General features: G+C 60.4%; 16 protein-coding genes. 2 read left to right on the top strand and 14 right to left on the bottom strand.

Annotation, left to right across the window (positions count from 1 at the left end):
* Positions 1–71 precede the first annotated feature (71 nt).
* The 9 genes from IH881_11725 to IH881_11685 form a co-directional block, all read right to left on the bottom strand.
* A complete protein-coding gene (locus IH881_11725; protein MCH7868358.1) occupies positions 72–800 on the bottom strand; it encodes a sigma-70 family RNA polymerase sigma factor in 729 nt (242 codons plus the stop codon).
* 165 nt (positions 801–965) lie between these two features.
* Entirely contained in the window at positions 966–1,619 is a 654-nt protein-coding gene (locus IH881_11720; GenBank protein ID MCH7868357.1) for a sigma-70 family RNA polymerase sigma factor, read from the bottom strand.
* Positions 1,620–2,370: 751 nt separating this feature from the next.
* The gene (locus IH881_11715; protein MCH7868356.1) at positions 2,371–3,006 is read right to left on the bottom strand and encodes a hypothetical protein; all 636 of its coding nucleotides are present in this window, start codon (positions 3,004–3,006) and stop codon (positions 2,371–2,373) included.
* A 7-nt stretch (positions 3,007–3,013) separates the two neighbouring features.
* Positions 3,014–5,827, bottom strand: coding sequence for a pyruvate, phosphate dikinase (locus IH881_11710; GenBank protein ID MCH7868355.1), 2,814 nt, complete (start codon positions 5,825–5,827; stop codon positions 3,014–3,016).
* On the bottom strand, positions 5,824–7,128 hold the full coding sequence (locus IH881_11705; protein ID MCH7868354.1) for a glycine--tRNA ligase: 1,305 nt from the start codon (positions 7,126–7,128) through the stop codon (positions 5,824–5,826). The genes IH881_11710 and IH881_11705 overlap by 4 nt, the downstream gene beginning before the upstream one ends.
* A gap of 125 nt (positions 7,129–7,253) precedes the next feature.
* On the bottom strand, positions 7,254–8,054 hold the full coding sequence (gene recO / locus IH881_11700) for a DNA repair protein RecO (GenBank protein MCH7868353.1): 801 nt from the start codon (positions 8,052–8,054) through the stop codon (positions 7,254–7,256).
* 5 nt (positions 8,055–8,059) lie between these two features.
* Positions 8,060–8,749, bottom strand: a complete 690-nt coding sequence (locus IH881_11695; protein ID MCH7868352.1) for a helix-turn-helix domain-containing protein — start codon at positions 8,747–8,749, stop codon at positions 8,060–8,062.
* Between the two features lie 122 nt (positions 8,750–8,871).
* A complete protein-coding gene (locus IH881_11690) occupies positions 8,872–9,717 on the bottom strand; it encodes a tetratricopeptide repeat protein (protein ID MCH7868351.1) in 846 nt (281 codons plus the stop codon).
* Positions 9,718–9,749: 32 nt separating this feature from the next.
* The gene (locus IH881_11685) at positions 9,750–10,691 is read right to left on the bottom strand and encodes a hypothetical protein (GenBank protein ID MCH7868350.1); all 942 of its coding nucleotides are present in this window, start codon (positions 10,689–10,691) and stop codon (positions 9,750–9,752) included.
* Between the two features lie 257 nt (positions 10,692–10,948).
* On the opposite strand from IH881_11685, the gene IH881_11680 reads away from it, so the two are divergent.
* Both IH881_11680 and IH881_11675 read left to right on the top strand, forming a co-directional pair.
* Positions 10,949–12,793, top strand: a complete 1,845-nt coding sequence (locus IH881_11680) for a 2-oxoacid:acceptor oxidoreductase subunit alpha (GenBank protein ID MCH7868349.1) — start codon at positions 10,949–10,951, stop codon at positions 12,791–12,793.
* 2 nt (positions 12,794–12,795) lie between these two features.
* Positions 12,796–13,824 (top strand): 2-oxoacid:ferredoxin oxidoreductase subunit beta, encoded by a 1,029-nt coding sequence (locus IH881_11675; protein ID MCH7868348.1) that lies wholly within the window; start codon positions 12,796–12,798, stop codon positions 13,822–13,824.
* 75 nt (positions 13,825–13,899) lie between these two features.
* Here IH881_11675 and sucD read toward each other — a convergent pair whose 3' ends face one another.
* From sucD to IH881_11650, 5 genes are all read right to left on the bottom strand, one after another.
* Positions 13,900–14,778 (bottom strand): succinate--CoA ligase subunit alpha, encoded by an 879-nt coding sequence (gene sucD, locus IH881_11670; protein ID MCH7868347.1) that lies wholly within the window; start codon positions 14,776–14,778, stop codon positions 13,900–13,902.
* A 5-nt stretch (positions 14,779–14,783) separates the two neighbouring features.
* Entirely contained in the window at positions 14,784–15,950 is a 1,167-nt protein-coding gene (gene sucC, locus IH881_11665) for an ADP-forming succinate--CoA ligase subunit beta (GenBank protein MCH7868346.1), read from the bottom strand.
* 100 nt (positions 15,951–16,050) lie between these two features.
* On the bottom strand, positions 16,051–16,977 hold the full coding sequence (mdh, locus tag IH881_11660) for a malate dehydrogenase (protein ID MCH7868345.1): 927 nt from the start codon (positions 16,975–16,977) through the stop codon (positions 16,051–16,053).
* A gap of 223 nt (positions 16,978–17,200) precedes the next feature.
* Positions 17,201–19,015 carry an aspartate--tRNA ligase gene (gene aspS / locus IH881_11655; GenBank protein MCH7868344.1) on the bottom strand — a complete coding sequence of 605 codons (1,815 nt, stop codon included), beginning with the start codon at positions 19,013–19,015 and terminating at the stop codon, positions 17,201–17,203.
* Positions 19,016–19,354: 339 nt separating this feature from the next.
* On the bottom strand, positions 19,355–19,829 hold a 475-nt coding region (locus IH881_11650), incomplete at its 5' end, for a transposase (protein MCH7868343.1).

Genomic DNA, 19,829 nt, shown 5'->3' with positions numbered 1-19,829 from the left:
CAATACCCAATGTTGCCTGTGACCCGTGACAACGATTCTTTGCGACAAACCTGCTCTTGCGATCTCATGGCTCATATTGGTGATGGGAGGTTGTCTAGTTGAGCGGTTTCCAGAAGCAATCGCTTGACCCGATACAAGCACGATCGCACTGAATCGCTCGAACGCTGTGTGCGCTTGGAAATTTCTCGAATCGACATATTTTGCAGGTGGCGCATGTCGAAGATTTCCACCTGCCATTCACCAAACTCTTCGAGCTGATCGACAACGTTCTTCAAGTATCGCTGGATCGACAGCTGCTCTTCTGGAGTACAGTTTGCGAAGCACTTGGCCGGTCGCAGCTGCTCATGGCCAATTTCTCGCATGCGCTGGGTGATGTTCTTCGCCTGACGCAGACCGTTGTTGGTCGTATTCTTGGCGATCCCGTAGATCCACGACAGCAGCGTCGAGCGCCCGCTGTACTTGTCGATGGATGAGAAGACGATGGTAAACGTCTCCTGCACGACCTCTTCCGCATCGGCGTGATTGCGAATTCGCGCGTAGACGAAGTTGTAGATCCGCTGGAAATAGCGACTGTAGAGCTCGTTGAAGTGGGCTTCGCTTCGCTCGCGAATGCCTTCAATGAGATCCAGATCCGTCAGCGCGGAAGGCGCAACACTGTCCGAAGAAATGACGGGTGCGGAATCTACTGATCGTTCGACTGGATGCTTTGCGTTGGGCTTCCGCGGTTGACGAACTCTGACCCCGGAGCCGTTCTGCTTTCCACAAGAATGTGCGGATCCAATAGGAGCTTTTTGGGGCAACGCTTTAACCTCGCGTTACCCTTCCCAAGGTGACGGTCAACCAGCACCGTCGAAATGTAAGTGGCAATAAACAACGCTAGGTGGCGAAAAAAGTGCGGGTTTTTCCAGAAAACAAAAAAACACCCACGGGGAGGCCCCAAAAGACCAGTAGCGTGCAGCCGCGGCTCAGCCGCGAATCAGCGGCTCGAGTCCGGGAGTCCCGTCCGAGAGCACCCGGCGCATGCGGTAGAGATTTGCCTTGATCGCGTCTTCCGATTTATCGAGCGCCTCGGCAATCGCGCGAATCGACAGGCGCCTCAAGTGCTTGAGGTGGAAGATTCGGCGCTGCAGCGGGGTGAGCTCGTTCTCGATGATGTCGTCACAACGCACCAGCATGCGGCGCGCATCGGCCCGCTCGTCTGCCGGGGCCTCGGGGCCGGCGACGTCCAGGGCGCTTCCGGATTCGAGAGGCTGGAGAATCGGGCGCACCTTGCGGAAGCGTCGATTCACGGTGTTGCGCGTGATGCCGAATATCCACACCAACAGAGAGGATTGCCCCTGAAACGAGGGCAGCGCCTTCAACAGAATGATGAAGACTTCCTGGGTCACATCTTCCGCTTCGCCCGCATCGCCGAGGCGCTTCATCGCAAAGCGGAACACCCGGGGAAAATACGCTTCGTATAGAAGATTGAACGGTTCGAGGTTTCCGCCGAGAATTTCGTCGACGAGTTCGCGATCCGACGCCCAGCTCTTCTCCTTCTCAGAGCTCCCGTGCAGTTCCTGTGGTCTCGATTCTTTGCGCTTCTTGGACTTCGCCGCTTCAGCCGTGCTTCTCGCCACTCTCGCCACTCTCGCCACAATGTCACTCCCGCTTACTCTCGGGATCTGAAAAATGACTGGAGATTTTGCGTCGCGGCCTGCGATCGATGAAGCGGGTTTTTTTAGACGTTTCGATTCGCGTCGACCGGCCTGGTGTGGCCACCCATATTGCGATCGAACAACGTGCTTGCCCAACCTACGATCAACAGTCCGAGTGCAGTCGGTATCGCGTCTTCGCTTGCCGCTCGTGCATGACCCGCGGTTTCCGTGTGCAACAGCACTTGGTTCGCATGTCGATCTTGACGAACTTCGCGAAAATGGCTCTTCGAGGTTTGCTGAGGGTGTTCCCCTGATCAATCGATCAACACAACAGCACTCGAAGGCTCCAGACTCCTTGTCCCGGACTTGCTCTATCGATATCGATATCGAAATCGATGTCGACATAGATCAACCATTTCGGTTGATTCTCCGGGGGGTCTGGCGAAGTTGACTCTCTCCCTGTCGGTTCCTCAAATCCAATGAACTCTTCAAAAGTTGGGGCTTACGCCCCTGGCTTACACAGAAAGCAATCGACGTGCCATTCACTGGAGGTGAGCAATTCATAATTTATGTAGTTGAAATCGTTACGGTTTTCTTGTTGTAACCCGGAGAATCCTCGATTCGATCAGATCGCTCCGAAGAGAAATTGTTTTCCCATCGAGGGAATTAATTTCTCGCCTCTAGGCAATGATTTGCTCATCTTGCACGATCTGCGGAGCGAGCAGCCGGAGGCTCAGAGTTTGCCGGGAATGATCCACCAGCGATCGTCAGCAAATTCCCAAACGTCGCGACGGGAGTAGTCAACCGACCAGAAGCGCAGTGGCAGGGCATTGTCGCCGCGAAACGCCACGATGGTCACGACGCGGTCTGCCCCCTCTTCGACGTGAAGGGACAACAATTCGATGTGCTGGGGACGGTTGGCTCGGAAATGCTGAAGGTCCAGGGCCTGCACGAGATCGGCGTAGTAGTCGGCAAACGCTTCCTTGCTGTGAAAGAACTCCCGCAGCGCTGGATCGTGGAAGGTCGAGATACTGTTGACCCGCCGATGCGCGAGCCGCTGGTAGAAGATATCGGCCAGCCGCGACAGGCGGGTCAGCGAGCGGCGTTCGAAGTCCTCGAAATCGGTCTTGGCAAGATCTGCCTCGAACTCGGCGACGACGATCTCGATCGCCGGTAGGGGCGTTTGCGGGCGCTCGCTTTCGAATCGACTCTGCCACACTTCGAACAGGCTGGAATTCGCACATCCGATCGTGAATCCGAGCAGCAGCATGATCGGCAGCAGGCTGAGGGTCCCGCCCCGAGATCGACGACGGGCTCTCGCGGTTGTCTGTACCCTGGAAGAGATCTCCTCGCTTGGAATCGACTTCATCAGTTCGCTAGCTCCTCGATCCATCGCTGCCGTCAATGGCTTCGATCGCCGCCTGGGCGGCCGCCAACCGTGCAGCGGGCACGCGAAACGGCGAACAGGAAACATAGTCCAGACCGATCCGCGCGAAGAACTTCACGCTCTTGGGGTCTCCTCCGTGCTCACCACAGATCCCCAGTTTGAGGTTTGGCTTGGTCGCCCTGCCCTTTTGGGCCCCCATCTTGACCAACTCCCCGATCCCCTCCTCGTCCACGGAGACGAAGGGATCGTCTTCGAGAATCCCGGCCTCGATGTAGTCGGGCAAAAACTTCCCAGAATCGTCCCGGGAAAGCGCATAGCCCATCTGCGTGAGATCGTTGGTGCCAAAGGAGAAGAAGTCGGCTTCGCGGGCGATCACGTCGGCCGTCAGGCAAGCCCGCGGCACTTCGATCATGGTGCCAATACTCGGCCGCACCCGAGACCCCGCAAATTGGCTTCGCACCTCTTCGATTACGACCTCGGCCTGGCGGCGCAACAGGGCGAGTTCTCCGTGATGGCTCACCAATGGGATCATGATCTCGGGGAGCACCTTGATCCCCTCGGCCTCCACCACACACGCCGCTTCGGTGATGGCACGCACCTGCATACGGTAAATGTCCGGATACGTCACCCCCAGGCGGCATCCCCGGTGGCCGAGCATGGGATTGAATTCGTGAAGTGCCGCGAGATTTGCCCGCACCTTTGCAACCTGGACTCCCAACGCTTCGGCGAGCTCCACGATGGCGGCATCGCTCTGGGGCAGGAATTCGTGCAGTGGCGGATCGAGCAGACGGATCGTCACCGGCAGTCCATCCATGGCTCGGAAGATCTCGGCGAAGTCGTCGCGCTGCACGGGCAACAGCTCTGCGAGGGGTTTGGCGCGCTCCTCGACGTTGCGGGCGAGAATCATCTCCCGCACGAGCAGGATTCGATCGGGCTCGAAGAACATGTGTTCCGTGCGGCAGAGGCCGATTCCCTCGGCACCGAATTCCCGCGCAAGCCTTGCATCTGCAGGGGTATCGGCATTGGTCCGCACCCGGATTTTTCGCACTTTGTCTGCCCAACTCATCAGCTTGGCAAAGGACTCGCCGACCTCGGGGGTCACCGTCGCAACCTCACCCAACATCAGTTCACCGGTACCCCCGTCGATCGTGACGACGTCTCCCTCTTTGATGACGAGTTCGCCTACGCGCATCCGGCGTTGGTCGTAGTCGATCTCGAGTGCCGAACAACCGGTGACACAACTCTTCCCCATACCCCGCGCGACGACCGCGGCGTGGGAGGTCATCCCGCCGCGAGCCGTCAAGACCCCCTCGGATGCGTGCATACCCCCGATGTCTTCCGCAGACGTTTCTATCCGGACCAGGATCACCTTTTCGCCGGCCTTGGTGCGCATGTCCGCGCGCTCGCTGTCAAAGATCACGACGCCTACCCCCGCCCCGGGCGAGGCCGGCAAGCCCCGCGCGATGACATCGCAGACGGCATCGGGATCCAGGGTCGGGTGCAAGAGCTGGTCCAGCGAGGTGGCATCAACCCGCGAAATGGCCTGCTTGCGGGTGATCAAGCGCTCCTCTGCCATTTCGACGGCAATTCTCACCGACGCGGTGGTCGTGCGCTTGCCGGTGCGGGTTTGAAGCATCCAGAGCTTGCCCTGCTGAATGGTGAATTCGATGTCCTGCATGTCTCGGTAGTGCTTTTCGAGACGCTTGTAGATGCCGACCAGTTCCCGATAGGCGCCGGGCATCTCCAATTCGAGGGTCGGGAGGTCCCTGGTGTCCGCGGTGCGGCTCGCCTCGTTAATCGGCTGAGGGGTCCGGACACCGGCTACGACGTCCTCACCCTGGGCGTTCGTGAGATACTCGCCATAGAATTGCTTCTCGCCGGTAGCTGGATCCCGGGTAAACGCCACGCCGGTCGCGCAGTCGTCGCCCATATTGCCAAACACCATCGCCTGAATGTTGACTGCGGTGCCCCAGGCCTCCGAGATGCCGTGCAGGCGACGGTAAATCTTGGCCCGTTGGTTCTGCCAGGAGCTGAAGACCGCACCGATTGCCCCCCAGAGTTGCTCCATCGGATTTTGGGGAAACGGCTCGCCGGTGTGCTCTTCGGCGATCTCCAGAAAGTCGCGAACCAACCGCTTGAGATCCTCGGTATCGAGGTCGGTGTCGAGGTCGATTCCCTTGGCGTGCTTCGTATCGTCGATCCGCATCTCGAAGCGGTCTCGCGGGACGTTCAGCACCACATCGCCATACATCTGTATGAAGCGTCGATAGCTGTCGTAGACAAAGCGTTCATTCGCACGCGCGGCGAGCCCGAGAACGGTTTCGTTCGTCAGTCCGAGATTGAGAATCGTGTCCATCATGCCGGGCATCGATGCGCGAGCCCCGGAGCGCACCGAAATCAGCAGCGGGTTTTCGGCGTCGCCAAAGCGGGCGCCGATGTTCCGCTCGACCATGGCAATGGCCGCGACGATCTCCCCACGGATCCCGCGCGAGATGACGCCGTCCCTTCGATTGAACTCGCCACAGACTTCGGTCGTGATTGTGAAGCCGGGCGGCACCGGAATGCCCAGCGCGGACATCTCGGCGAGGTTGGCCCCCTTCCCCCCGAGCAGGTCGCCCATGTCCGCGCAACCATCCGCCTTGCCATCGCCGAAGGAATAGACGCGCTGGACCGATGATTTTGCTCGGCGCGTATTGGCGGCTGATTTCTTTTTCTTCGCGCTCTTCTTTTTGGTTGCGGATTTCTTTTTCTTCGCGCTCTTCTTTTTAGTCGCACTCTTCTTGCTCTTCTTCCTGGCGCTCACGTAGCAAACCCCAGTAAGTCGCTCAGGTAGCCGACCAGCCCGTCGATCGGCACCCGATCTTGCCGCATGGAGTCGCGCTCGCGGACGGTTACTTTCTGGTCGTCCTGGGAGTCGAAGTCGTAGGTAATGCAGAACGGAGTTCCGACTTCATCTTGTCGTCGGTAACGTCGGCCTATATTGCCCGATTCGTCATAGTAGATGTTCCAGTGTTTGCGCAGGCTCTCAGCGACCTTGCGCGCGTCTTCTGAGAGTTTCTTCGACAGCGGCAACACCGCCGCTTTGATTGGTGCAATGGCCGGGTGCAGCCGCATCACGGTCCGGGTTTCCCCGTCTTCTAGAGCCTCTTCTTCCAGTGCGTTGCAGAGCAGCGCCAAACAAGTGCGATCGATCCCCATTGAGGTTTCGATCACCATCGGGGTGTACTTCTCTTTTGTGGTTTCGTCGGTCAGTGCCAAATCTTTGCCCGAGAACTCCGTGTGCTGAGAGAGATCCCAGTCTCCGCGATCGTGTACCCCTTCGATTTCCTGCCAGCCGAACGGGAACTCAAAATCGACGTCGACGGCGACCTTGGCGTAGTGAGCCAGCTCATCGGATTCGTGCGTCCGGTTGCGAATCTTGTCGTCGGCGAGACCGATATCGCGGTGGAACTGCAGGCGCTCTGCTCGCCAGTACTCGAACCATTTTTCGCGTTCGCTGGGATGGCAGAAAAATTCCATCTCCGCCTGTTCGAATTCTCGCGAGCGAAAAGTGAAGTTGCGCGGCGTGATTTCGTTGCGAAACGCTTTGCCGATCTGTGCGATCCCGAACGGCACCTTCTGTCGCGCGGCTTCGCGCACCCGTTTGAAGTCGGTGAATATCGATTGGCAGGTTTCGGGACGCAGGTACGCCGACTGGCTGCCGTCCTCCGACGCGCCGATCTGGGTCTCGAGCATCAGGTTGAAGTTCTTTGCTTCAGTGAGGTCGTGCTCGGAAGTTCCCTCGCGCGACGGACACGGCCCCGCATCGTCGAGCTGATCTGCCCGGAAGCGCTTCTTGCAGGCTCGACAGTCCACCATGGGATCACTGAAATTGTCTGCATGACCCGAGGCTTCCCAGGTGCGGGGATGGGCAATGATCGAGGTGTCGACTCCGACGACATCGCTGCGCTCACGCACCATTCGCTGCCACCACAGCGCCTTGAGATTGTTCTTGAGTTCGACCCCCAAGGGCCCGTAATCCCAGAATCCATTGATGCCGCCATAGATCTCGCTCGACGCAAAGATAAAGCCCCGCGCCGCGCACAGTGAGACCAACTTTTCCATCGCGGCGGGTTGGCGCGCACTCTGAGTAGTAGACATGGACCCGTCCGTCATAAGATTGAATGCCTTGATTTGCGATCGATTGAAGCCGAGATTTACGGCGGTAATTTGGGGGCCGAGTATTCCCCTCAGCCGAGTCTTGCGCCACCCCCAACTGTGGAACCGGGTCGCGAGAAGGCATCGCGAAGGAACGCCTCGCTGTGCAGTTCGAGTCCGACGTGAAAGCGATGAAAACGGCCGATCAGCTCCTCGGCTTCTTGCATCTCACGTTTTCCCATTGCGAGACGATCCAGTTTCTGGATTCCCAAACGCAGTCCCTGTTCGAGCGCACGCAATGTCCCGAGGTGGACAGGCAGAAAATTGCCTTCTTGGCCCCGGCAACCCTCGCAGTGGGCGCCGCCATCTCCCAGGTGAAATGACAAGACGCCAGCACCGCGGAGTTCTTCCGCGCAGCGCACGCAATGGCGCAGTTCGGGGCGCAGTCCCAGGGCACTCAGACTCTCGAGCTTGAGGAATAGGCGCAGTTTCGGATTGGGAACGACCGTCTCTAGATCCTGCATGGCCGAGAGCGCGAAATCGAAGAGTCTCTGGGCATCGCCCCCGGCGCTGCCCTCGGGCGCGAGCCGCCCCAACAATTCGACCAAATAGCAGCCGAGCGCAAAGCGCGCGGGATCGCCGCGAAGTGCCAGGAAGGGAGAGATCAGCTTTGCGCGGCCAATGTGTGTCATGCGCCGAGGTCGCATTTGCAGCTCGACATCGAGATGGTTCATCAGATCCAGGGTGCCGGGGAAGCGCTTGATACTCTTGCGAGCACTCTTCGCCATCGCCGTCACCCGACCGAGATCCGGAGTCAGCAGATGTACGATGCGATCGGTTTCCCCGATATCCACATAGCGCAGCAGGATCGCTTCGGTCTTGTGAGTCGCCAATGGGGTCAGGGTTCCGCTGTGTGCGCATCGGCGCGCACAGGCTCACCGCTGGCGGCGCCACGGAACCCGGTCTGCAGGAGCTGCGGGAAGTCGGACGCTTCGGGGGCCGAGGTCGCCTGGGGAAGCTTCTGCGGGGTCGGCTGGACCAGCGCCTGGGTCGCGCTGAAACTCGACACACCACCGGCTTCGGCCAGCGCCCGAACGGGATCTGTGCGCATGACCAATGGAGATGCATCGTCTCGTCCAGGCACGAGTTGCACTGCCACGCCGACCAGTCCGACGCTGATCAGCACCAGCAAGAGCCCTGCCACGAGAGCGCCGAAGCGCATCAGGCCGGCGCCGGCGAGCACCCGCGGAGAATATTTCGGCGAGGTCGGCTCCCGAGACATTCGCGCCAGGGTGTCGTCCAGATCGAGGCCCAGAGCGTCGGCAACGGTGCGCACGAAGCCGCGCACGAAGCCGTCATTCAAGCTGTCGAAGATCCCCGCTTCGAGTCTCTCGAGCGAGCGCAGGGGGATGTGGGTCTGGTCGCAGAGTTCCTTGCGCGAGATGCCGCGCAGCTCTCTCTGCATCGCGAGGTAGCGTCCGATGCTGGGAGTCGCTGCCGAGCCTTGGGAACCGTCAACGGAATCGACCCGAACCGCATCGGGGTCCCAATGCTCGCGGTCGTTCTCGATGTCAGGACTGAAGTCCACGCTGGCGTTTCTCACCCGATCGAGCTCTTGATCGCCCGCTTCCGAGTCGATTCTAGCCCGACTTTGCGCGACTTTGCCCGGCTTCCACCGACTTCAGCAAATTCTCGGCACGAGATTCGTCGTTAGCGCAGGACCTTCAAGTAGTCGCGAGACTCTTCGGCCCACGGGCCCTCCGGGTCGGTCCTGACCGTGACCGCAAAATACTTCATCGCCTTCTCTCGACGTCCCATGGAAACGAGAATCTGTGCCACGTGAAAGCTCGCCTCGGCTCGCGGTCCGTGGCCGATGGGATGCTTGATTACCCGCCGAAGATGCTTGACCGCCTTGAGGGTGTTTCCGGCCTCGCGTTCGAGAATCCCGAGATTGAGCGAAGCCGGCCAGAAGTCGCGGCGAAACTCGAGTGCCATTTGCAGACTCTCGCGCGCATCGTCAATGCGGCCGAGACTGAGCTCGGCCCGGCCTCGATTCGAATACGCAGTCCAGGGCCACGGGTAGAGCGGGTCCTCGATCAGGATCTGCGCGTGGGTGATGGCATCTTCGTACCGCTCCAACTGGAGATAAAAGGCGGACAGGTTGTTGTGCGCCTCCTGGTAGTCCGGCTTGAGTTCGATCGCGCGAAGCATCGCCGCCAGGGCTTTATCGTTGTGTCTCTGCCGGCGGTACCCCTCGCCGAGCCAGAGCTGGGTCTTGGGGTCCTTGGGGTTGCTCTTGGCCGCAAAAACCAACTCGCGCAGGGCGATGGCGTTGTGCCCCTTGGCCAGGTAGTCCATTCCCAGATCGCGTCTTGCCTCGGCCTGGAAGAGTAGCGTTTCGGCTTCTGTCGGAAGACTTGGGTCGACGACAACCGTCATGCACCCGGTCTGTACGAGGGCAAACACGATCGTCAGCACCCATAGCAATAGCGGCGCTAGCCGTATGCCTGGACCTGCAGTTGCCGGTACTCGCAATCGATCAAATCGGATGGTCATCCTTCCCTCCAGCAGTCTCATCAGTGTGAGACTCAAAAGCTACTGAGCAGTCGCGTCAAGAAACCCGAGTCATCCACAAACTCGTTTCCGAGTCGCTCAGACTCGATCGCGACTCGCGCCAAAATTTCAGATCCGGGCCTGGGCGGAACAGCGACTTGCGCTCCCTCCCCCTGCGCCTCTGATTTTCTTGTCGAACTCCTGCGGTCGCTCTTTCGCCGCTCGCGAAACTTCGTGAGCACCTGTGATCCCATTGCAATTTCCCGCGGTGTTTCGTCCCGCAACACCTCGTCGCCCGATTCGACGAACGATTGCGTGAGCAGATCGGCGATCGAAGCGCTTGCCGTGCTTTTGATCGGGCTCTTGGACTCGCCGTTCTGCACTGTACTGGTCAGTTCGATTTCCGACGCTTTTGCGTGGGGCACGGCCGCGGGTGGCGGCGTCTTGCGTTTGGCCACGTCGACTTCGGCGTTCGGCTCCGGGCGTCCCGCGCACAGGGAATGCCAGATTTTGGAAGCCCGGCTGCGGCCCGAGGAATTGCCCTGGCTCAGCAGATCTTCGTCGAATAGAAACCCCATCCCCTCTGAAAAGCTGAGTGCAGCGTCAAGCGCGGCCGCTGTGTTTCCAAAGTCCGCCGGATCCCCCTGGAACTTGAACGTGACCCCCTCCCCGCTCGAGACCAGGCTCACCCGAACCAACAGGATCAGGTCGCCGTAGTCGTTCGCGGCGAGCAGGATTCCCGCTCTGGCGGGCTCCACGTCGAGCATCTCGATATTCACAACGGGCGTATTCAGCGCGACACAGAATCCCGCAATCGCCGATTCAGGCACCGGCGGTTCTTCAGTACAGGGCATGAACATGCGCATTTCATCGGAACTTGCGGTCGCACTCTTGAGCATCTCTTGGGTGCAGGCGATTCCCGGAAGCCCCTGCGGTTTCAGGACCTTTACGAATCGTCCGAATGCGGGTTGAAGCACCGATCTGGGGCTTTCGCAGCAAGGAGATAGGGATACAATTGCGAGGAATTGTTCCGCTCGTGTGGGAACTTTGAATTATGATGCTGCTTGGCAGGAGGATGCGACGAAAGATAGAAACCGATTCAAGCTAGACGACATCGATACTTCATTGCGCCCATCAGTGAGCATCCGTGACCCAAGAAACAGACTCCTACAGTCAATTCAGGTATGAGAATTTGCCATCTTTGAAGATCCGATAACGATCCGATGAAGAAAAAATGAAGATCAAAAGAATCGAGAAGCGCCGAGATGTTTCTATTCGCTTTTGCGGAGACTCCGGCGACGGCATGCAACTTACCGGGACCAAGTTTGCCGACGAAACTGCGTTGGCGGGCAACGATCTTTCCACCTTTCCCGACTTCCCCGCTGAAATTCGCGCCCCGGCGGGCACCCTGGCCGGGGTGTCGGGGTTCCAGATCCACTTCGCCTCCGAACGGGTCCACACGCCTGCCGACTACCCGGATGTAATCGTGGCATTCAATCCGGCGGCGGTCAGGGCCAACGTTGGCGACCTGCGACCGGGCGCCATGCTGATCATCAACTCCGACGCGTTCAACAAAAAGGCCTGGCAGCGCGCGGGGTACACCGAAGACCCAATCCCCGATTTGCGAGAACGGTTTGAGTTGGTTGAAATTCCGCTCACTGCGCTCAATCGCGAAGCCCTGGTCGGTCTCGACCTCACGCAACGCGCCATCGATCGCTGCAAGAACTTCTTCGCCCTGGGCCTGTTGTCCTGGTTGTACGGGCGCCCGATGGAAAGCACCGAGCGCTGGCTCGGGAACAAGTTCGAGGGGGATGTGCTCGAAGCCAACACCCGCACCTTGCGTTCGGGATGGGCCTTCGGCGAGACCACCGAGTTGTTTCCAGTTTCATACCAGGTGCCGGCTGCCAAGATCGAGGGGGGCAGCTATCGAAACATCACGGGCAATACCGCGTTGGCCTGGGGCATCATCGCCGCTCGGGTACTGATGGACCGCCAGGTATTCCTGGGCGCGTACCCGATCACGCCGGCCACCGACGTATTGCACGAGGTCGCGCGACATCGCAACTTCGACATCAAGACATTCCAGGCCGAGGACGAGATGGCCGCGGTCAGTTCCGCGATCGGCGCTTCGTTTGCTGGAAATCTCGGCGTCACCGTCAGCAGTGGGCCCGGCATCATGCTCAAGCAGGAGGCGATCGGGCTCGCGATCATGGTCGAGTTGCCACTTGTGGTGATCGATGTCCAACGCGCGGGGCCGTCGACCGGATCGCCGACCAAGACCGAGCAAGGCGACCTGCTCCTCGCCCTCTTCGGTCGAAGCTCCGAAAGCCCAATGCCGATCCTGGCTCCGTCGAGCGCCGGCGACTGCTTCGACACGATGATCGAAGCGTTCCGTCTGGCGGTGAAGTACATGACGCCGGTGATGGTGCTCTCGGACAGCTACCTCGCGAACAGTTCCGAGCCCTGGAAGATCCCCGACATCGAGACACTTCAGCGCTCGCCGATCCGCTTCGCCAAGCGCGAGGACTTCGGAGAAGAGGGGTTCATGCCCTACGTGCGTGATCCCGAAACCCTCGCGCGCCCCTGGGCCATTCCGGGCGAACCGGAACTCGAGCATCGTCTGGGTGGACTGACCAAGGAACCCGTGACGGGAAACGTGGTCTACGACCCGGACAACCACGCCGCAATGCTGAAACTCCGCGCTGATAAGATTGCGGGAATTGTGGCCGACATTCCCAACATCGAGGTCGACGGCCCCACTTCCGGCGACCTGCTGGTGGTGGGCTGGGGCAGCACCAACGGCGCCATCACCGCAGCGGTCGATGAAGCGCGAGAGGACGGGCTCTCCGTCTCGCGGATCCACATCCGGCACATGAACCCGCTGCCGAGCAATCTCCAGGATGTGCTGAGTCATTTCAAACACATCCTGCTGCCAGAACTCAACGGTGGTCAGTTGAGCATGATTCTGCGGTCTCTCTTTCTGTTGGACATCCAACCCCTGAACAAGGTCGCTGGGCAGCCGTTCCGGATCGCCGAGATCCGAAGCGCCATCGACGAAATTTTGCGCGAGGTGAACTGAGCATGGCTGCTTCCGCGAGTCCATTGACCCGAAAAGATTTCGTATCCACCCAGGACGTTCGCTGGTGCCCCGGCTGCGGCGACTACTCGGTCCTCGCCAACGTGCAGCGGGTGATGCCGGAGTTCGTCGAAAAGCGCGAGAACGTGGTCTTCATTTCGGGCATCGGCTGTAGCAGCCGCTTTCCCTACTACATGAACACCTACGGCTTTCATACGATTCACGGTCGTGCGCCCTCGTTCGCGACGGGCATCAAGGCCAGCAATCCCGATCTCTCGGTCTGGGTCGTCACCGGGGACGGGGACGGTCTGTCGATCGGCGGCAATCACCTGCTGCACACGATTCGCCGGAACCTCGACCTGCAGATCCTGCTCTTCAACAACAAGATCTACGGTCTGACCAAGGGGCAGTACTCGCCGACATCGGACGAGGGAACCCGGACCAAATCTTCACCCCACGGATCGATCGATCACCCGATCGATCCAATTTCGTTTGCGCTGGGCTCCGGCGCGACTTTCGTCGCCCGAACCATCGACGTCGACGCGACGCATATGCAGCAGACCTTGCGTCGCGCCCACGCCCACAAGGGCACGGCCTTCGTCGAGATCCTGCAGAATTGTCCGGTCTTCAACGACGGAGTCTGGGAAGACGTCCAGGATCGCAAGACCCGCCCCGATAACTCGATCTCTCTGGTACATGGGGAGCCCCTGGTATTCGGCACGCCCGGCAATCTGAAAGGGATTGTGATGAACGACGGAAACCCGCAGGTCGTTGACCTGACAGACGACGAGGATCCCCTCGCAAAGGGCATCGTGGTCCACGACGAGTTTCTCGAATCGACCGCCTACGCGTTCGCCCTGGCCACGTTGTGCCGTCCAGACTTCCCGCTGCCCGTCGGCGTGCTGCGCCAGGTCGAGAAGACCTGCTACGAGGACGAGCTCGAGGCGCAGATCCAGGACTCGATCGACACCAAGGGCCCCGGCAGCCTGGAAAAGCTGCTCCATTCGGGCGATACCTGGCAGGTTCCCGGGTAGCGCCGATCCTGGCGTGCCTCGATCGACACCTACGACCAAGACCAAGACCAAGACAAAGACAAAGACAGATCGAGCCTAACCAACGAGCTCCGGAGCGCGCTCGGCGAGAGCCTTGCCAATTTCAGCGGGCGAAGCGGCAATCGCCACATCGGCCTTCTTTAGCGCGTCGATCTTGTCGCTCGCCTTGCCCTTGCCGCCGGCAATAATCGCACCGGCGTGTCCCATGCGCTTGCCGGGCGGCGCGTTTTGTCCGGCGATGAAGCAGGCCACTGGCTTGTCGACGTTCGACTGGATGAACTCCGCCGCTTCTTCTTCGGCGGAGCCGCCGATTTCGCCGATCATCACGATCCCCTTGGTATCGGGATCGGCCTGAAACAGGGCCAGGGCATCAATGAAGTTGGTCCCGATGATCGGATCCCCCCCGATCCCCAGACAAGTCGACTGCCCGATCCCGAGGCGCGAGAGCTGATCGACCGCCTCGTACGTGAGCGTTCCCGAGCGCGACACGACGCCCACCGGACCCGGTCGCGTAATCTGCGCGGGCATGATGCCGATGCGACACTGTTCGGGCGTCACGATTCCGGGACAGTTCGGACCCACCAGCCGGGTCTTTCCCCCCTTGATCGCCGCCGCGGTCCGCGCCATGTCGTTGGCCGGAATCCCCTCCGTGATACAGACCGTGACTTCGAGCTCCGCTTCCGCGGCTTCGAGAATTGCGTCGGCCGCCCCCGGTGGCGGCACAAAGATCACCGATGCCGTGGCGCCCGTATCCGCCACCGCTTCGGCCACGGTGTTGTAGATTGGAATTCCCTCGATCGTCGAACCCCCACGGCCCGGGTGCACGCCCCCGACCACCTGGGTGCCGTATTCCAGCGAGAGTTTCGCGTGGAAGGTTCCCATGCGGCCCATGCCCTGAATCAGCAGCTTCGTATTCTTGTCACAGAGAATTGCCATGGGTCCTAGCCCTCTCCCCGGGCGGCAACAGCGCGTTCGCCCGCTTCCTGCAGCGTCTCGGCCGCGATGATGTTGAGATCTGAGTCGGCGAGAATCTTGCGCCCTTCGGCGGCATTGGTGCCCTGGAGCCGAACGATCAGGGGCACTTCGATTCCCAACTCGGCCGCGGCAGCCAGGATGCCCTCCGCGATCAGATCACAGCGCACGATGCCACCAAAGATGTTCACCAGGATCACCTTCACCGCGTCGTCTCGCAGAATCAGCTTGAAGGCGTCCATCACCTTTTCTTTGTCCGCACCTCCCCCTACGTCGAGGAAGTTGGCGGGGGAACCGCCGCAGAAGGTGATCATGTCGAGGGTTGCCATCGCCAGCCCCGCGCCATTCACCATGCAGCCGATATCGCCGTCGAGACCCACGTAGGCCAGGTCGAGTTCGGTGGCTTGACGTTCGCGATCGTCTTCTTCGTCGGGGTCGCGCAACGCGGCGATGTCCGGGTTGCGATAGAGCGCACCGTCGTCGAAGTTGATCTTTCCGTCGAGTGCGATCACGTTCCCGTCACCGGTGATGACCAATGGGTTGATCTCCACCTGCGACGCGTCTTTCGCCATGAAGAGATCGAACAGGCCACGCACGAACGGTACGAACTTCACGATCGTCTCGGCGTCGAGACCGAGACCGAATCCAAGCTGTCGCACCTGATAGTCGCGCAAACCTACGTTGGGCTCGACGTGGACGGTGAGAATCTTCTCCGGGGTCTTGGCTGCGACCTCTTCGATTTCCATCCCGCCCTCGGTGGACGCGACGATGGCAAATTTTTCTGCCGAGCGATCCAGCAAAATGGCGAGGTAGAGTTCGCGCGCAATATCCGATCCCGCCTCGACATAGACCTTGCGCACGAGCTTGCCTTCGGGGGGCGTCTGGGGCGTGTGGAGCGTCATGCCGAGAATCTCGCTGGCCGCCTGCTTGGCTTCACTGGGGGACTTGGCGAGGATGACGCCACCGCCCTTGCCGCGACCGCCCGCGTGAACCTGGGCTTTGACCACCACGATCTTGCTGCCGAGTTCGCGCGCTGCCGCCTCCGCTTCAGCCGGAGTCGTAGCCAGGATGCCCTCGGGCACCGCCACGCCAAATTCGCGCAGCAACCCCTTGGCCTGATACTCGTGAACGTTCATTGAGTTTCTCCTATCCGATTCGATTGCGCGGCGCCGAACGGCGCCGACGCGCTGCGGCCGTTCAACCCCCGGCGGCTCGCCGCCCTATTCTCTTTCGTGATTAAACGTCGAGTTGTTCGACCAGCGTGCGCACGTGTTCGACCGAGGCGTCGAAAGCCTTCTTGTCGTCACCCTCGAGTTCCAGCTCGATGATTCGTTCGACCCCGCCCGCGCCCAGGACGCAGGGAACGCCGATGTAGAGACCGTCTACGCCGTACTCCCCTTCGAGCAGACAGGCACAGGCGAGCACACGCTTTTGATCCTTGAGAATCGCTTCGCCCATCTCCAGGGCCGATAGCGCCGGGGAAACAAATGCCGAACCCGTCTTGAGCAGACCCACGACTTCTCCCCCCGCACCCTTGGTGCGCTCGACGATCGCCTGGATCTTGTCCTCCGCGAGTAGCTTGCGCACCGGAATGCCAGCGACCGTGCAGTAGTCGACCAGGGGCACCATGGTATCGCCGTGCCCACCGAGCACGAGGGCGGTCACGTCGCGAACCGACACCTCGAGTTCCCAAGCGATGAAACTGCGAAATCGGGTCGAATCCAGCACCCCGGCCATTCCGACCACGCGATTCTTTGGAAAGCCCGAGATCTTCTGAAAGGTATAGACCATCGCGTCGAGGGGATTCGAAACCACGATCACGTAGGCGTCGGGGCAGTTGTCGCGAACGCCTTCTGCCACTTGCTTCATGATCTTCACGTTGGTCGCGAGCAGGTCGTCGCGGCTCATGCCCGGCTTGCGGGCGAGACCCGCGGTGATGATGACGAGGTCGGCTCCAGCGATGCCTGCATAGTCGTTGGTACCTGAGATGCTGGCGTCCGAACCCGCCAGCGGAGAACCTTCGGCCATGTCGAGTGCCTTGCCCTGGGGCAGGCCTTCTACGACGTCGAAGATGACGACGTCACCGAGCTCGCGATAGGCCGCCTGCTCCGCGAGTACGCCGCCAATGTTGCCGCCACCGATCAGAGCAATTTTATTTTTCATGTTGGGGGTAAATCCTTCTAACCGTGGCACTCGGGAGCGCGTGAGTCCCGGAATGTCGGTTGCTTGAGTCCCGGAACCGTGATGGATCCGCGGGTCGGTTTGCGCAGAGGTGTGGGGGGTACGTGCCGAGCGCTAATCACTGTGCTGAGTTTGTAAGGGATCTCCGCCTCCATCGCAAAAGCACAAAATCGCAAAATTCATCTCGCAGACCGTCGCAGAGGGATCAGGCATTGGGTTTGGGTTTTTGAACCCGAATCGAAAGTTCTTCGAGCTGATTTTCCTCGACCGCTGAGGGAGCCTGCATCAGCAGATCCTGGCCCCGCTGGGTCTTCGGGAAGGGGATGACGTCCCGCAGGCTCTCGGCCTTGGCCATCACCATCGCCCAGCGGTCGAAGCCGAACGCGAAACCGCCGTGGGGGGGAGCACCGGTATCGAGGGCCTCGAGTAGAAAACCGAAACTGCTCATCGCCCTTTCCCGGGTGTACCCCATCAGTTCGAGAATCTTGAGCTGGACATCGCAGCGGTGGTTGCGGAGACTGCCGCTGCCGAGTTCGACCCCGTTGAGCACGACGTCGTAGTGGGTCCCGCGCACGGCCTCCGGATTGCTGTCGAGCAGTGGAATGTCCTCTTCGAGCGGCGCCACGAAGGGCTGATGTACGTAGGTGAGTTGGCCCTCGGCGTCTCGTTCGAAAAGCGGAAAGTCGACGACCAGCAGGACATCCCATTCGCGACCGTCGGTTCGGCCGAGGCGCTTGCCGAGATCGATGCGCAGACGCGACAGGATGGCGTTGGCCCGCCCCGCCTCGTCGGCCTGGAAGAAGACAAGGCTGCCGGGTCCGAGACCGGTCGCCTTGGCGATCGCCTCTCGCTCGCCATCGGAGAGAAACTTTGTAATGGGCGACTTCCACTCGCCGTCCTCGCCGATGCGAATCCAGGCGAGCCCCTTGGCCCCGAGTTCTTTGCGCACGAGCTTTTCCAGGCGATCGACTTCGCCGCGAGACAGCTCCTTGGCATCCGGGACGTGGAGACATTTGACAATGCCCCCCGCGTCGACGTTGGAACGAAACGCCTTGAACTCACTCGCCGCAAATACCTCGGTCAAATCACAAAGTTCGAGGGTGATCCGGGTGTCGGGCTTGTCGGAACCGTAGCGGTCCATCGCTTCTTTATAGGAGATGCGCCTGAACGGCCGATCGAACTTGACCCCAGCGGCCGCGGCACAACCCCGCTCGGTGACCTCCTCGAGCACCTCCAGGACATCTTCGACGCCGACGAAAGACATCTCGAGGTCGACCTGGGTGAATTCGAGCTGGCGATCGGCCCGCAGTTCCTCGTCGCGGAAACAGCGTGCGAGCTGGTAGTAGCGCTCGCAACCGCCGATCATCAGCAACTGCTTCATGATCTGAGGCGACTGGGGCAGTGCATAGAAGCTTCCGGGTTGCAATCGCGCGGGCACCAGAAAGTCGCGCGCGCCCTCTGGCGATGAACGCGTCAGAATGGGCGTCTCGATTTCCAAGAAGCCGAGTCCGTCCAGCGCTTCGCGCACCGCGTGCGCGAGTCTGTGTCGCACCTCGATCGCGCGCTGCAAAGGTGGACGACGCAGATCGTGAATGCGATGCCGGAGACGGGTCGACTCATCGGCGTCGGTCTCTTCGTCGATGGCAAAAGGTGGAGGCGTTGCGGAGTTCAGCAGCCGCAGCTCCTGGACAGTGACCTCGACACGACCGGATTTCATCTCGTCGTTGATCGAGTCTTCGGCGCGGTTCTCGAGTACACCGCGAACCATCAACACATACTCGTTGCGCAGCAAACCCGCGCGTTCGTGCGCCTGTTTCTCGACTTCGGGTTTGAAGACGACCTGCACGATGCCCGTGCGGTCGCGCAGATCGACAAAAATCACGCCCCCGTGGTCCCGGCGGCGATTCACCCAACCGGCGAGCACGACCTCCTGCCCCACGGACTCGTTGCCGATCTCACCGCACATATGACTGCGACGCAGAGAACCCATCGCATCGAGGCGGATCGTTTCGGACTTCATCTCGCGCTTCTCACGATCTTGTCATCAGGAAAGTTCAATTAAATCGCCGACTTGGATAGCAACCCAGCATAGGCCTGTCAAACTGGCTGGACGCGAAAGCCCGGAGCGACTCCGGGAAACTAGCAGCCGAGCTGCGAACTCGCGTGCAGTCGGGTGCAAAAAGCTCGGAAGGGGTTGAAGTGGGGGGCGGCACCGTTCCGATTGCGGGGCTTCGGGGATAAGGCTCGGGGGTGCTTGCTTTACTGGGGTTGGTTGCCAATTGGGCGGTTAGGGAAAAGGCCCGGTCTGGCTGGGCGGACGGGTTGGGCGTCGGCGAGAGGGCGGGGCGGGGGAGAATTTTCAGCCAGGTATTGCGGAGATGTCGATTAGGCCGCGTCTGCGCCAGCCTTTGCTGAGGAGCCAGCTCGCTGCCTTGGCGACTCCTACTTCTTCCTGGGTGGATGCCTTCACGCGCAAGCTCTCGGAGCTTGCGCGCCAGCCGTCAAACTGGCTGCCCGAAGAGGCCTCGTCGATCTTCACTGGTGGCGCATGGCCGTTTCGCTGTTTGAAGTGCTTTCGAATATTGAGAAGTACATATCGAAGCGCGTTGCGCACCTGCTGGGGCGAAGTGAGAAGCTGAACGTGGCAGCGGCCTGCAATCACCTTCCCGGTGCGCTCAAAGACGCGATTCACAGCCAGTGCAAACCGAGCAGCGATCGACTTCATGCCCCGAGAGAGGGCATCCTGGGACTCGGCTTCTACGATCATGTGAAGATGATTGTGCTGGATGGAATACTCAACCAACCGGAAGTCGCCGCGCTCACACCCCTGAGAG

The organism is Myxococcales bacterium (assembly GCA_022563535.1).
In the GTDB taxonomy this organism is placed as follows: Bacteria; Myxococcota_A; UBA9160; order UBA9160; family UBA4427; genus DUBZ01.
This window is presented reverse-complemented; position numbering and strand designations above follow the sequence as displayed.